We start from the raw sequence: 13,386 nt of genomic DNA, 5'->3' as shown, positions 1-13,386 counted from the left end.
GTATATTGAGTCGCACTGGGGACCGTGCTCTCTTTGGGACGGAGTTTAGTGTTGCACGCTGTCGTGACAGAGTGCTAATCCGCTGGACCGGGTATCTCAGCCTGGCATACCGTCCACTGCCCCCTGTGGCTGGAGCGCGCGGATCAGGGCTGCAATCGCCCGCAGCCGCGGTTGTTTGTAAGGGGCATAGATCAGCAGCTGCCGCTCGCGCCATGGCTCATCCAGCGGAATGCGAACGAAGCGCCGGGTGCCGGCATAGGCGGCGCTTGCGCTGGCTGGCAGCACGGCGATGCCCAGCCCCGCCTCCACCATGCGGCAGGCCGCTTCAAAGCTGGAGACCGCCACGCTCTGGTTGAACGGCAGCCGCAGGTTCGCCGCCTGCTCCCTCAGCTCCTGGTCGAGCGCACCGCCGGGTTGAACGACGACCAGCGGATGCTCCAGGACTTCGGCATAACGTATCTGCTTGCGCCTGGCCGATGGATGCGACGACGGGATCACGACATTGAGCGGATCGCTGGCGAACTGCCAGGATTCGAGGCCCGCTGGCGTCTTGGCCGCGACCCCGATACCGATGTCGACACGGTCATCGAGGCAGGCGCGGATGGTCTCTGCCGTGGACCGCTCGTAGAGCGCGATCTCGACCAGCGGGTGCGCCGCCTTGAACGCGTGCAGCCGCTCCGGCAGGAACCCGATGATGGCGGACGGGCTCGCGGACAGGCGCACGACGCCGGCAACCTGGTCGCCCAGGTCTTGCACCTCCCGCGCGAAGCTGGCGATATCCTCGTTCAGCTTCCGGCCCAGCTCCAGCGCTCGCGCCCCCGCATCGGTCAGGACCACGCCGGAGGGAGATCGCACAAACAGGACCACCCCCAAACTGCGCTCCAGCTCGGCGATGCGCCGGCTCAGGGCCGACTGGGCAATATGCTCGGTTTCGGCCGCCCGCTTGATCGAGCCTTCGCGAGCGGCTGCCAGGAATAGTTGAATGTTGACCGGATCGATGCGGTGCATGCTTCAGTAGACCCATGCGAGGAAGCCGAAATGTCGCCTGATACTAACCTCGGAGCCAGCGCACTGGATACGCAAGGGTTTACCCTGATATCTCGCCGGCGGATATCCGGAATGCCGCATCAGCGCTTCGTGTCTCGCTCGACGGCAAGTAAAGTTCCGCAAAACCCCACCGGAGACATGCATGAGCGCCCTTGAGCCGTCAGGCCGCATTCTGTTCCTTGCCGACTCAGCGGCGGTCATGGAGAGGCAGCTTCAAGGCCATGCGGTGACCCTGGCGGAAGCGGGTCCCCTGCGAGACGACGTCTCCACGGACGAAATCACGCCCGTACCGATCCTGACGCACTATGACGATGCGCTCGGCCGCTACCCTTATACGGGCTACAAGGTCGAGGGCACACTCCCGCTCGCGGCCAACGCGATTCGCGAGGGAGGCTTTTCAGTGACGGTCGCTGGCAACCGCTATGGGAAGGGATCCTCGCGCGAACACAGTCCCGCAGCAGAGAAGCTTGCCGGCATCCGCCTGGTCATCGCCAGGAGCTTCGAGCGCATCTACCGCCAGAACGCCGACAACATCGGCCTGTTCACCTCGACGGATTTCAGTCTGATTCCCCGGCTGCAGAAAGGCGAGCCCATCGAGCTGGACACACTCGTGGCCGGGCGCGACGCACTGGCCGCATCCGTCCTGCTGAATGGCGGGCTTATGAAGTTCGGGCAGAAATACCTCAGCCAGGTGGGTGAAGCGACCCCGGCCATGCCCGCTGGGCCGCGCACCCTGTTCGAGAAAATCATCCACCGGCATCTGCTCGCGACGCCTGTCACGCCGGCAGAGCCCAATCCGGGCGACGGCGTATTCGTGCGCGCCGACTGGAGATTCATTCACGAGTACTACACCGGCATGTGCGCCCACATGCTGCACGCCACCTTCGGCAAGCCGCTTCAACTCAGGGACGCCGACCATATTGTCGTCTTCGAGGATCACACTTCCTACGTCACGGAAAGTCCTGCGCATGTGCGTGGCGGCCTGGTGGATAACGTCGCCAGGATGTGCGCAGCGCAACGAGACTTCGTTCGCGACTATCACCTCCGATGCCACCGGACCCTGACCGAGGGCGAGGCCCGCAGCGATGACGGCAGCAATGTCGCCGGGATCTCCCACGCGATGATGGCGGAACGCTATGCCCTGCCAGGGCAGGTCATTGTGGGCACCGACTCGCACACTCCCCATAGCGGGGCGCTGGGGTGCGTGGCCTTCGGTATCGGCACGACCGACATGGCCAATGCGTTCGTGACGGGCGCGGTCCGCATGACGATGCCGCAATGCATCCGGGTCAACCTTCACGGTGCCCTGGTGCCTGGCGTCACGGCAAAGGACGTCGTGCTTCATCTGCTGGCGCAAGACGAGATCAAGTCAGGCGCCGGGGTCGGCAAGGTGTTCGAGTTCACCGGCCCCGTTGTCCGCGCGATGTCCATCGACGAGCGCGCGACCTTGACAAATATGTGCGCCGAGCTGGGGGGCTTTACCGGCATTGTCGCGCCGGATGCGGAGACAGTCCGCTTCCTCAAGGAGCGACGTGGTATCGATTTCGTGGTCGAGCCATGGATGCGAAGCGACGAGGATGCCGTCTTTGCGGCCACGCTCGAGATCGACTGCAGGTCGCTCAGCCCCATGGTGGCGCGCCCCGGCGATCCGGGCAACGGCCTGCCGTTGGCGACGCTGGACCAGCGCGTGCAGGTGGATATCGCTTACGGCGGCTCCTGCACCGCGGGCAAGCGGGAAGACTTCGACCTGTACCACGAGGTCCTGCACTGGGCCGTGGAGCACGGGTTGAGCCTCCCCCCTCACGTCACCCTCTACCTGCAGTTCGGCACCACCGACGTCCGGGACTATTGCATCCGCAAGGGCTACGTGGAGACATTCAGCGCCGTCGGCGCGCGCATATTGCAGCCCTCTTGCGGTGCGTGCGCCAACTGCGGCCCTGGATCGTCGGTCAGCGCGGATCAGGTGACGGTCAGCTCTATCAACCGGAACTTCCCGGGTCGATCCGGACCGGGGCAAGTCTGGCTCGCCAGCCCGCCTACCGTTGCCGCCAGTGCGATTGCCGGCCAATTGATATCGTTTGACGAACTGCAGCAGCGCTACGCGGCGCAACGATAACTTACGTACATAGCGGGCGAACCAGGGCGGCCTGTCGAGGCGCGCCCTGGCGTCCTGCGCTTACCCCTTCACAGCTCCCCGCCATGCCGCGAGCTGCCAAACAGTATCGCGCCCAGGAGCACGCCGACACCAAGCGCCACCCCGACAGCGGAGATCGGATTGGCGTGGACAAGCGTTTCCGCACGCTCGCGCCCCACCTCCCACTCGTTCTTGACGATTCCGGTCATGCGACGGGCGACGTCCGCCGACTTGGCAGCCAGTTCCGCCGCGGTACGGCCGGACTTTGCCGCGCGCTCGACAAACTCCGCTTTTGCCTGCTCGAGGCTTTCTCCGGAAAGTCCGGGAAGGCGATCCAGCAGCCGGTCAAGTTCGCGCGCAAGTTCCTGCGAGGCGGCAGATTTCGCCGACGATGAAGAAGAACCCTCCTGGCGTCGGCTGGTGTCACCAGACGCCCGCTCGCCGAAAGTGGGCTCCTGCTGCGGGACCGATCCGAATCCGGTGTTGTACGTGCTTCTGGTTTCAATCTCTTCCATGGTGCTCCTCCGTATTGGAAATACTTTGCGCGCCAGGCCGCCCTTTGCACGCTGAGAACCAGTGGTGCAGATTTCGTGCCCGGCACAGCCGCGTGACCTGATGAGCCCGGGGCCCATGAGGGGAGGAACGTCAACGGCGCCGGAGCGAGGATTTGCGTTCTTGCTGGCTTACAAAATCGGTAGATTTGCGCGCCGGCATTGCTTCCGGCAAAGCCTGGATGGCCTGGAAGCCTTGGTACGCAGGGGTATGCGTTGGCACGACGGTTGCATATGGAGTTCGGTGCAATATTTCACCGCGTACTCATCTCAACACCAGAGGGGGCATCATGAGACATCAAGCACCGCGAAGAGAGCCACCGAACATGCGTGAAGTGCCGCCGGCAAAGCAATCGCCTGAAAGGCCTGCAAGACAGGAACGCTCGAAGCCCATGCACGATGAGGGTCCGGGCAAGCCCCCTCGCCAGCCGGGGCAGATCGATATCGGCAGGCTGCCGCCATCGTCGATGCAGCAGTAGCCCGCTATAACGAATCCTGAACGTCGCGGGGTGTAACCTGGCGCAGCCCCGCGCAATACCCATGTGCCCGGGTCAGCCCTTGCGCGGCGCCTCCGCCGCCTGTCCGGGCTTGCGCAGCATCTTCTCGACCTCGCCCGCATGCAGCTCTTCGAGCTGGATCAGCTGGCGCGCGTACTCCTCCAGGGCGACGGAGCGGTCCTCGACCAGCGTGAGCAGCTCGCGGTACAGCTCCAGGGCCTGCATTTCCGTCGCCAGCGACTCGCGCAGGATGGTACCGATATCGGTCGTGTGGCTGTCCAGGAGTTCGCCGAGGCCAAGCGAAGGGTAGGCGCCGAGGGTCGTGATCCACTCCCCGGCCTGGTGCGCATGCAACAGCGACTCGTTCGCCTGTTCGCGCAGCCATGACACGATGGGAATGCGGCCGAAACCGAAGATCAGAAACGAATAGTGCGTATAGCGCACAACACCAGCGAGTTCGGCTTCGAGTATCCGATTCAGCACGCCGACGACCTTGTCCTTGTCGATTTCGGTCATGACAGGTTCCTCCCTGACGCATTCTGCGATAGGTGTCGCACTCGCCCACCTGCTGGGAAGCAGCTGCGCGGCTTTTCACGCGAGTGTTCTGAAGAGCACTCGCGGTGGCGACGGGGGCGCGATATCCCCGTCAATCCGTCTTCATTGAGCGACCAGAATGTCCGCGGCCACAAACACCTTAACGATAGACAAGGACAGGAATCCGGCAGTGGGTAAGCACTTTCTGCGTTTCACTGCCGACCAGCAGGCCCTCCAGGCCCCGCCTGCCGTGCGACGCCATGAAGATCACGTCACACCCGTGCCGGTCGGCAGCATCGATGATCCCCTTGTAGGGTACCGATGTCGTCATATCGGTGTCGCACGTGACGCCCGCGGCCTCGGCTGCAGCGACCACCTCGGCCAGGTGGGCGCTGGCGCGCGCGGCCTCCTGTTCCTCGAACGCCTTGCGCCTCGGATGGCCGGCATCGCCTGACGACACGTAGGGATACTCCTCCATGCACGTGTAGGCGGTCAGCTTCGCGCCGCCTTCCTTGACAAAGCCGATAGCCGCCGTCATTGCCAATCTTGAAAGTTCCGAGCCATCGGTGGCCAGCAAAATGTGCTTGAACACGGTTTCTCTCCCATAGGCTTGTTGTTCACAGGGTGCCGAGCCTGTCCGCCGGGCAAGTTCAGTATGGACAAGAAATCCGTCTTCCGGGAGACACGACGAGGGCACGGCCAAGGCCGACCGGCAACACCCGCGCCGACCGCCCGGGGTGTTGCCGGTCGGCGCCCTTCCCCGGAACGGGGGCACCAGCTTCGCCCGGAACACCTGCCGGGGGGTGTCGCCTACCCGGATACCAGCCCGGCCGCCGACTCGCTGAAATGCCCGATCACCAGCCGGTTGAATCGCTCCGCGTGCTCGATCTGGGTCCAGTGGCCGCACTCCCCGAACGCGTGCAACTGCGACTTCGGGACCAGTTCCAGCAGCTTCAGCGAGCTGGCCAGCGGGATCACCCGGTCATCGCGGCCGTGGACGATCAGCGTGTCGTGCGGCAGCGCGCGAATGCGTGCCTCGTCGCTAGCCAGCGCATCGACCCAGCGCTGGCGCGGCGCGGGGAACATATTGGCGAAGGCCTCCTGGTAGCCGGGGCGGATGCTGGCTTCATAGCGCAGCTTCGCCAGGTCGTCGTTCACCAGCGTGCGGTCGAAGGCGAAGATATCGAGCAGCGCGCGCATGTTCCCGATGGACGGCGTGTAGCCCCAGACCGCGTCCAGCCCCTCCGTCAGCGGGAACTTCATGCCGGCGCTGCCCATCAGCACCAGCTTGCCGACGCGCTCGGGGGCCCGGATGGCCAGCGCCAGCGCCAGCGCGCCGCCGAACGAGTTGCCGACCACGTGGGCGCGCTCGATATCGAGCGCATCCAGCAACCCGAGCGCATGCGCGACCCAGTTGTCCATCGAATAGCGATAGCCGGCCGGGCGCTCGGTCTCGCCGAAGCCCGCCATGTCCGGCGCGATCACGCGGAATTGCTGCGCCAGCGCCGGCATGGTCAGCCGCCAGTTGGCATAGGCGGTCACGCCCGGCCCGGAGCCGTGGATCAGCAGCACGGGATGGCCGTCGCCCAGGTCGTGGTAATTGGTCTCGATACCATTGGCCGCGATCCGGCGGCCGGTTTCCGGATTGGTTTGCATGGGAACTGCCTCTGACAGGTTGACGTGGCACCGGCTTCAGCGCCCGCGCTGCTTTGCACTCTGGCCACCGATGCCGAAATGCGCCTTCGGCATCTCGGTGATGATTACGCGTACCGATTCGACGGGCGCGTCGAGCGTGCGATGGATGGCTTCGGTGACCTCGGCGATCAGCCGCTCCTTCTTGTCGTCGTCGCGGCCTTCGAGGATGTACAGGTGTGCGATCGGCATGATGGCCTCCTCGTCAGACAATGCGCAGGCTGACCGAGCCCATGCCCTGCACGCGCAACGTCACGTTGTCGCCGGGCTCGACGGCCACCGCTTCAGTGATGCCGCCCGACAGGATCAGGCTGCCGGGCGGGATGGATTCGCCGCGGGCACCAAGGTGGTTGGCCAGCGCCGCGACCGCGGCGGCCGGATGCCCCAGCACCGCCGCGCCGGCCCCGAATGCCGCGGCCCGCCCGTTCTTCTCCAGCACGATGCCGAGCGTGCGCAGGTCGACGCCCTCCACCGCGAGCGGTTGGCCGCCGACGACGAAGCGTGCCGCCGAGGTGTTGTCGGCCACCACGCTCTTCAGGTCGAACTTGAAGTCCCGATAGCGGCTGTCGATCAGCTCGATGCCGGCCACGATGAAATCGGTGGCGGCCAGCACTGCGCCGATATGGCAGCCGGGCCCCTTCAGCTCGGTCTTGGTCACAAAGGCGATCTCGGGCTCGACCTTGGGGTGGATCAGTTCAGCGGTGCGGCACTCGCCGCCGTCCGGCAGGCCATAGGTATCCACGAGGAAGCCGAACACCGGCGTATCCACGTTCATCTGCCGCATCTTGGCGTGCGACGTCAGCCCCGCCTTGTAGCCGACGATGCGGGCGCCACGTTCCAGCAGGCGGTCGCGGATGGCGTCCTGGACCGCGTAGGCGTCCTCCCAGTCCATCTCCGGATGGGCGTCCGTGATCTTGGGTGTATCGCGAACCTCGCGCACGCAATCCTCGAGGTGCGCCGCCAGCGCCGCGATGGTATCGGTCGACAGGTTCATGCTGCCTCCTTCTGTGCCGTGGCCGCCTGGCGCTGCCTGGCGAGCGTCAACGCGGTGTCTTCAATCATGTCTTCCTGGCCGCCCACCATGCCGCGCCGGCCGAGTTCGACCAAAATGTCGCGCGCCGGCACGCCGTATTTCTCGCCGGCGCGCTTGGCAAACAGCAGGAACGAGCCGTAGACGCCGGCGTAGCCCAGCGTCAGCGCATCGCGGTCGACGCGGATCGGGAAATCCATCATCGGCACGACCAGGTCCTCGGCGATGTCCTGGATCTTCCACAGGTCGACGCCCGTCTCGATGCCCATCCGGTCGCAGACCGCGACGAAGACCTCCAGCGGCGTATTGCCCGCGCCGGCGCCCAGCCCGGCCGCCGCGCCGTCGATCCGGTTGGCGCCGGCTTCGACGGCCGCGAGGGAGTTGGCGATGCCCATCGCCAGGTTGTGGTGGCCGTGGAAGCCCAGCTCGGTCTCGGGCCGCAGCGCCGCGCGCACGGCACTGATACGCGCCTTCACGTCGTCGGGCAGCATGTAGCCGGCCGAGTCGGTGATGTAGAGGCAGTTGGCGCCATAGCCTTCCATCAGCCTCGCCTGCGCGACCAGCCCTTCCGGGCTGTTCATGTGGCTCATCATCAGGAAGCCCACGGTGTCCATGCCGAGCTTGCGCGCCAGCGTGATGTGCTGCTCCGATACGTCCGCCTCGGTACAGTGGGTGGCCACGCGAATGGTATGGACGCCCAGTTCGTGCGCCTGCCTTAGGTGGTCGATGGTGCCGATGCCCGGCAGCAGCAGCGCGGAGACCTTCGCCTGCTTCAACAGCGGGATGACCGCGCCGAGGTATTCGGCGTCGGTGTGCGCCGGGAAACCGTAATTGACCGACGAGCCGCCAAGCCCGTCGCCGTGAGTCACTTCGATCAGCGGCACGCCGGCGGCGTCCAGCCCGGTCGCGATGGATCGCATCTGGTCCAGCGTCATCTGGTGACGCTTGGGGTGCATGCCGTCACGCAGCGTCATGTCGTGGACGGTGATTCGCTTGCCTTGGAGAGTCATTGCCATTCCTTGTTGGTGCGATCGTTGGGATGTGGCGCGTCGGCCAGTCAGCCGGCGGTTGCCTCTGCCGGGGCCAGCGCAATGCGGCCCGCCAGCAGTTCCTCGGCGAACATCTCGGCGGTGCGCGCGGCGGCGGCCGTCATGATGTCCAGGTTGCCGGCATAGCGCGGCAGGTAGTCGCCCAGCCCTTCCACTTCCAGATAGACCGACACGCGCCTGCCGTCGAACACCGGCCCGTTGACCAGCTTGTAGCCCGGCACGTAGCGCTGCACGTCGGCGATCATCGCGTTCACGGAAGCGACGATGCGCTGCTGGTCGGGATCGACTTCGGTCAGGCAGTGCACCGTGTCGCGCATGATCAGCGGCGGCTCGGCCGGGTTGATCACGATGATGGCCTTGCCCTCCTTCGCGCCGCCCACCTCCTTCACCGCTGCTGCCGTGGTCCGCGTGAACTCGTCGATGTTCTTGCGCGTGCCCGGGCCGACCGAGCGCGACGACACCGTCGCCACGATCTCCCCGTATGCCACCGGCTGCACGCGCGAGATCGCGTGGACGATCGGGATCGTGGCCTGGCCGCCGCAGGTGACCATGTTGACGTTCATCTCGCGCGAGCCGAGGTGTTCCTTCAGGTTGACCGGCGGCACGCAATACGGCCCGATGGCGGCCGGCGTGAGGTCGATCATCATCACGCCGAGGGCGTTCAGCTTGCGGCTGTTTTCAGCATGGACGTAGGCGCTGGTCGCGTCGAAGGCGATCTGCACGTTGTCGGCGATCACATGCGGCACCAGGCCGTCGACGCCTTCGGCGGTGGTCTTCAGGCCAAGCTCGCGGGCGCGCTTCAGGCCGTCGGACTCCGGGTCGATGCCGACCATCCAGACGGGTTCGAGCACCGGGCTGCGCATCAGCTTGGCGAGCAGGTCTGTGCCGATATTTCCGGGGCCGATCAGCGCGCAACGGATTCTTTTGGTCATGGGAATGTCCTTCTGTCTTTTGTTTGTCGATGAATCCGCCGGCGCTTCAGGCGAAGCGCACCGAGCACGCGCCTATCCCGCCGATCGAGACGCGGAAGCTGTCGCCCGCCGCGACCGGCGCCATCGCCGCCAGCGCGCCCGACAGGATCACCTCGCCCGCCTTCAGCGGGATGCCGAGCCGGCCGAGCGTGTTGGCCAGCCATGCCACCGCGTTCACCGGCGAGCCCAGCGCGGCCGCACCGGCGCCGGTGCCGATCACTTCGCCGTTCGTCTCGAAGACCATGCCGCACGTGGCCAGGTCGACATTGCGCGCACTGACCGCCTTGTCGCCGAGCACGAAGACGCCGCACGAGGCGTTGTCCGCAACGGTGTCGCCGATCTTGATCTTCCAGTCGCGGATGCGCGAATCGACGATCTCGAAGCACGGCATCACGCATTCCGTGGCGGCCAGCACCATGGCGTTGGTCACACCAGGGCCGATCAGGTCACGTTTGAGGATGAAGGCGATCTCGCCCTCGGCCTTGGGCTGGATCAGCGTGTCCAGCGGAATGCATTCGCCCTCGCCGTGGGCCATGCCGGACAGCAGGTAGCCAAAGTCAGGCTGGTAGACGCCGAGCATGTCCATCACGGCCTTGGACGTGACGCCGATTTTCTTGCCGATGACGGTCTCGCCCGCGTCGAGGCGGCGCTGCACGAAGCGCTGCTGGATACGGTAGGCGTCGTCGACCGACAGGTCTTCGAACTGCGAAGTCAGCGGCGCGACCGTCTGGCGCGTGGCCATGGCGTCGTAAAGCCGGTCGCCCAGCGCTTGAATCAGGGTGGAGTCCATGGAAGTTCCGATGAAGTGAATCAGAGCTTGATGCAGACGTTGCGCAGCTCGGTGTAGAACTCGAGCGAATGCACGCCGCCCTCGCGCCCGATGCCCGACTGCTTGGCCCCGCCGAACGCGGTGCGCAGGTCACGCAGGAACCATGAGTTGACCCAGGCGATGCCGACTTCGATGGAACCGGCGACGCGATGGGCGCGCGCCAGGTTGGTCGTCCAGATCGCGGTGGCGAGGCCGTACTCGTTGGCATTGGCGCGGCCGATGACCTCGGCCTCGGTGTCGAACGGCATCACCAGTGCGCAGGGGCCGAAGATTTCCTCGCGGGCGATGGGCGAGTCGTCGCCCAGCCCGGTCCAGATGGTCGGCTGGACCCACGCGCCTTCGCGCAACCCGCCCGGCATGTCCGGCACGCCACCGCCGGTGATGACCGTTGCGCCAAGCTCGGCAGCCTTGCGGTAGTAGGACAGCACCTTGTTGCGATGCTCCTGGCTGATCAGCGGGCCCATTCCGGTCTCATCCGCTTCTGGCCGCCCGGGGCGCAGGCGCTCGGCGCCTTGCTTGAGCGCGGCGACGAAGCGGTCGAACAGCGGGCGCTCGACGTAGACGCGCTCGGTGCCCAGGCACACCTGCCCGGAGTTAGCGAAGCACGAGCGCAGCGTGCCTTCCACCGCGGCATCGAAATCGCAGTCGGCGAAGACAATGGCGGCGTTCTTGCCGCCCATCTCCAGGCTGACTGGCCGGGCGCCGTCGGCCGCGGCTTTCATGATGGCAGCGCCGGTGCGGGTCTCGCCGGTAAAGGTGATGGCGTTGACGCCGGGATGGGTCGTCAGGAATTCGCCCGCCGACTGCGGGCCGAAGCCGTGGACGACGTTGTAGACGCCGCGCGGCACGCCGGCGGCATTCATCACCTCGCCCAGCAGCGCGGCTGTCTGCGGCGTTTCCTCCGATGGCTTGACGACAACGGTGTTGCCGCACGCCAGCGCCGGCCCGACCTTCCACGTCATCAGGAGCAGCGGCAGGTTCCACGGGCAGATCACGCCGACCACGCCGACCGGTCGGCGAATCGCGTAGTTGATCGCGCCCGCGCCATCCGGCGTCGGCATCTCGAAGCTTTCGCCGGGCACGTTCTTGACGACGTCGGCGAACACCTTGAAGTTGGCCGCGCCACGCGGGATATCGATATGCCGGGCCAGGCTGACCGGCTTGCCGGTATCGGCGACTTCCGCTTCCAGGAAATCGTCGAAGCGGCGCTCGATACCGTCGGCCACGGCATAGAGGATCTCGACGCGCTGCGCGACCGTCAGGCCGCCCCACGGGCCGGACAGCGCCGCCCGCGCGGCCTGCACGGCGGCGTCGACTTCGGCGCGCCCGGCCTCGGCGACGCGTGCGATCAGCCGGTTGTCGAGTGGCGAGTGCTTGTCGAACCAGTTGCCCGTGCCCTGGTACTCGCCGTCGATGAAGTTGAGGATCTGCCGCACGGCGGGCCGGATAGCGGACTGGCCGCTCCTGGCAGCGATCGGTGTTGTGTCGTACATGATGGTCTCCACGGTGGTCTGATTGGAAAGAGGTTGCGCGATCAGGTGTAGACCGTGGTGAAGGCCTCGTTCAGCTCGCCCGAGTGGAAGAAGATCGCCCGCCCGATCTCGTCCTCGGTCCACGTCGTGACCGGGCGGTCGGGCTGGGCGAGGTAGCCAAGCCCGGCGAAGGTCTCGTTGCGGTTGCCGCTCGGGTCGAAGAAGTAGATGGTGGTGCCGCGCGTAATGCCGTGGCGCGTCGGCGCGACGTCGATCTTGACCTTGTTCTTGGCCATCACGTCGGCGGACTTGAGCACGTCGGCCCAGTCGTCGAGGAAGAAGGCGATGTGGTGCAGGCCGTTGCCCGGGCCGCCGACGAAGGCGATGTCGTGCGGGGTGGAGCTGCGGAACATGAAGGCTGCCGCCTGGATGGAGTGGTCCGGGCCGGCCATGACCTGCTCGCCAAGGTGGAAGTCCAGGCATTCCTTCATGAAGCGGGCGTTCTCGGCCACGCGGTTGACGCCGGTCTCCGGGTTCAACTCGCACATCAGCAGGCAGTGGTCGAGCCAATGCACGCCGGAACCCTGCTTGTCGTCCGGCCAGGGGTCCGGGTTCAGCGAACCGACGTCGGTGCCGACCTGTTCCTTCTGCGCATAGAGGCGCATCTCGTGCCCGCTCGGCAAGGCAAACAGCAGCTGGCGGCCGACGGCGGGCAGCGCGCCTGCCGGCAGCATCTCGGTGGAGATGCCGTAGGCGACGATGCGCGCGCGCAGCGTGTCCAGGTCGGCATCGTGCTCGACCTTGTAGGCAACGTGCCTGAGCCCTGCCTCGTCGGACGGGGTCAGGATGAGCGAGTACTTGTCCCACTCGTCCCAGCATTTCAGGTAGACGTTGCCTTCCGCGTCACGCATCACCTCTTTCATGCCCAGCACCCGCACGTAGTGGCGCAGGGCCGCTTCCATGTCCATGACTTTAAGGTTGGCATGGCCTATCCGCATTACACCCATGATGTGTCTCCTATTGATGTTCTGTTGCTTATTGAAAAGCCTGCGTGTTGCCGGTTTGCTCCCGCGTGCGGGAGAGGGGCCGGGGGAGAGGGCAGGCGCATGGCAAGCATCGTGGCGCTTCACTTCGTGGCGACGCCCGCCCTCTCCCCCGCCCCTCTCCCATAAATGGGAGCGGGAGAAAACACTCGGTGTTTCAGCCTTGTCAGCAGTCTCAGTACCTCCCTTTACTTCCTGATGCCCGATGCCCCCGGTGCGCAGAACAGGAACGGCTTCTGCATCTTCCCGGCCACCTCAAGCTCGACGTCGCCCTGAGGCGCCACGCGGCAGGCCAGCGTGTAGCCCGCGCCCTCTTCGTCGGCGCTGACATGCGCGCGGCTGACCGGGCCCAGCTTGCGCACGTCGCCGCACAGCACCCGCACCTTGCAAACCCCGCAGCCGCCGTTCAGGCAGCCGACCGGAATGCCGCGCCGGCCCAGCTTCGCCATGCCGGCGAGCAGCGATTCGCCGACGGCGCACGAAAAGGACTCACCCGTCTGCGCGACCCGCACCGTGGCTTTGATGCACGTGTCCACG

Annotated in this window: 14 protein-coding genes; 1 reads left to right on the top strand and 13 read right to left on the bottom strand. The window is 65.9% G+C overall.

Annotated features, from left to right (window positions below):
- Positions 1-96 precede the first annotated feature (96 nt).
- The gene (locus tag K307_RS08805) at positions 97-1,008 is read right to left on the bottom strand and encodes a LysR family transcriptional regulator (protein WP_042877616.1); all 912 of its coding nucleotides are present in this window, start codon (positions 1,006-1,008) and stop codon (positions 97-99) included.
- Between the two features lie 181 nt (positions 1,009-1,189).
- On the opposite strand from K307_RS08805, the gene K307_RS08800 reads away from it, so the two are divergent.
- Positions 1,190-3,163, top strand: a complete 1,974-nt coding sequence (locus tag K307_RS08800) for an aconitase family protein (protein ID WP_042877615.1) — start codon at positions 1,190-1,192, stop codon at positions 3,161-3,163.
- Positions 3,164-3,231: 68 nt separating this feature from the next.
- Here the strand turns inward: K307_RS08800 and K307_RS08795 are convergent, their stop codons facing one another.
- The 12 genes from K307_RS08795 to K307_RS08740 all read right to left on the bottom strand — a co-directional run bounded on the left by K307_RS08795 (position 3,232) and on the right by K307_RS08740 (position 13,385).
- A complete protein-coding gene (locus tag K307_RS08795) occupies positions 3,232-3,696 on the bottom strand; it encodes a hypothetical protein (RefSeq protein WP_196251535.1) in 465 nt (154 codons plus the stop codon).
- Between the two features lie 587 nt (positions 3,697-4,283).
- Positions 4,284-4,745 (bottom strand): ferritin-like domain-containing protein, encoded by a 462-nt coding sequence (locus tag K307_RS08790; RefSeq protein WP_042877614.1) that lies wholly within the window; start codon positions 4,743-4,745, stop codon positions 4,284-4,286.
- Positions 4,746-4,923: 178 nt separating this feature from the next.
- A complete protein-coding gene (locus K307_RS08785) occupies positions 4,924-5,355 on the bottom strand; it encodes a universal stress protein (RefSeq protein ID WP_042877613.1) in 432 nt (143 codons plus the stop codon).
- A gap of 218 nt (positions 5,356-5,573) precedes the next feature.
- Complete coding sequence (locus K307_RS08780) at positions 5,574-6,419, bottom strand: alpha/beta fold hydrolase (protein ID WP_042877612.1); 846 nt, start codon at positions 6,417-6,419, stop codon at positions 5,574-5,576.
- Positions 6,420-6,455: 36 nt separating this feature from the next.
- A complete protein-coding gene (locus K307_RS08775) occupies positions 6,456-6,647 on the bottom strand; it encodes a 2-hydroxymuconate tautomerase (protein WP_042877611.1) in 192 nt (63 codons plus the stop codon).
- A 13-nt stretch (positions 6,648-6,660) separates the two neighbouring features.
- Positions 6,661-7,449 carry a 2-oxo-3-hexenedioate decarboxylase gene (gene dmpH, locus K307_RS08770; RefSeq protein ID WP_042877610.1) on the bottom strand — a complete coding sequence of 263 codons (789 nt, stop codon included), beginning with the start codon at positions 7,447-7,449 and terminating at the stop codon, positions 6,661-6,663.
- A complete protein-coding gene (dmpG, locus tag K307_RS08765; RefSeq protein ID WP_042877609.1) occupies positions 7,446-8,495 on the bottom strand; it encodes a 4-hydroxy-2-oxovalerate aldolase in 1,050 nt (349 codons plus the stop codon). Before dmpG ends, dmpH begins: the two co-directional genes overlap by 4 nt.
- A 47-nt stretch (positions 8,496-8,542) precedes the next feature.
- The gene (locus K307_RS08760; RefSeq protein WP_042877608.1) at positions 8,543-9,466 is read right to left on the bottom strand and encodes an acetaldehyde dehydrogenase (acetylating); all 924 of its coding nucleotides are present in this window, start codon (positions 9,464-9,466) and stop codon (positions 8,543-8,545) included.
- Between the two features lie 46 nt (positions 9,467-9,512).
- Complete coding sequence (dmpE, locus tag K307_RS08755) at positions 9,513-10,295, bottom strand: 2-oxopent-4-enoate hydratase (protein ID WP_042877607.1); 783 nt, start codon at positions 10,293-10,295, stop codon at positions 9,513-9,515.
- 20 nt (positions 10,296-10,315) lie between these two features.
- On the bottom strand, positions 10,316-11,827 hold the full coding sequence (locus K307_RS08750; protein WP_196251534.1) for a 2-hydroxymuconic semialdehyde dehydrogenase: 1,512 nt from the start codon (positions 11,825-11,827) through the stop codon (positions 10,316-10,318).
- A gap of 41 nt (positions 11,828-11,868) precedes the next feature.
- On the bottom strand, positions 11,869-12,813 hold the full coding sequence (locus K307_RS08745) for a catechol 2,3-dioxygenase (RefSeq protein WP_042877606.1): 945 nt from the start codon (positions 12,811-12,813) through the stop codon (positions 11,869-11,871).
- 224 nt (positions 12,814-13,037) lie between these two features.
- The gene (locus K307_RS08740; protein WP_042877605.1) at positions 13,038-13,385 is read right to left on the bottom strand and encodes a 2Fe-2S iron-sulfur cluster-binding protein; all 348 of its coding nucleotides are present in this window, start codon (positions 13,383-13,385) and stop codon (positions 13,038-13,040) included.
- Position 13,386 lies beyond the last annotated feature (1 nt).

It is taken from the genome of Cupriavidus necator A5-1, from assembly GCF_000744095.1.
GTDB classification, from domain to species: Bacteria; Pseudomonadota; Gammaproteobacteria; order Burkholderiales; family Burkholderiaceae; genus Cupriavidus; species Cupriavidus necator_A.
The sequence above is the reverse complement of the archived record's forward strand: the minus strand, read 5'-3'. Positions and strand labels throughout refer to the sequence as shown.

Excerpts from the sequence above, each read along its gene's own strand:
- K307_RS08805 (WP_042877616.1), bottom strand. The coding sequence starts at position 1,008 with ATGCACCGCATCGATCCGGTCAACATTCAACTATTCCTGGCAGCCGCT.
- K307_RS08800 (WP_042877615.1), top strand. The coding sequence starts at position 1,190 with ATGAGCGCCCTTGAGCCGTCAGGCCGCATTCTGTTCCTTGCCGACTCA.
- K307_RS08795 (WP_196251535.1), bottom strand. The coding sequence starts at position 3,696 with ATGGAAGAGATTGAAACCAGAAGCACGTACAACACCGGATTCGGATCG.
- K307_RS08790 (WP_042877614.1), bottom strand. The coding sequence starts at position 4,745 with ATGACCGAAATCGACAAGGACAAGGTCGTCGGCGTGCTGAATCGGATA.
- K307_RS08780 (WP_042877612.1), bottom strand. The coding sequence starts at position 6,419 with ATGCAAACCAATCCGGAAACCGGCCGCCGGATCGCGGCCAATGGTATC.
- K307_RS08775 (WP_042877611.1), bottom strand. The coding sequence starts at position 6,647 with ATGCCGATCGCACACCTGTACATCCTCGAAGGCCGCGACGACGACAAG.
- dmpH (WP_042877610.1), bottom strand. The coding sequence starts at position 7,449 with ATGAACCTGTCGACCGATACCATCGCGGCGCTGGCGGCGCACCTCGAG.
- dmpG (WP_042877609.1), bottom strand. The coding sequence starts at position 8,495 with ATGACTCTCCAAGGCAAGCGAATCACCGTCCACGACATGACGCTGCGT.
- K307_RS08760 (WP_042877608.1), bottom strand. The coding sequence starts at position 9,466 with ATGACCAAAAGAATCCGTTGCGCGCTGATCGGCCCCGGAAATATCGGC.
- dmpE (WP_042877607.1), bottom strand. The coding sequence starts at position 10,295 with ATGGACTCCACCCTGATTCAAGCGCTGGGCGACCGGCTTTACGACGCC.
- K307_RS08750 (WP_196251534.1), bottom strand. The coding sequence starts at position 11,827 with ATGTACGACACAACACCGATCGCTGCCAGGAGCGGCCAGTCCGCTATC.
- K307_RS08745 (WP_042877606.1), bottom strand. The coding sequence starts at position 12,813 with ATGGGTGTAATGCGGATAGGCCATGCCAACCTTAAAGTCATGGACATG.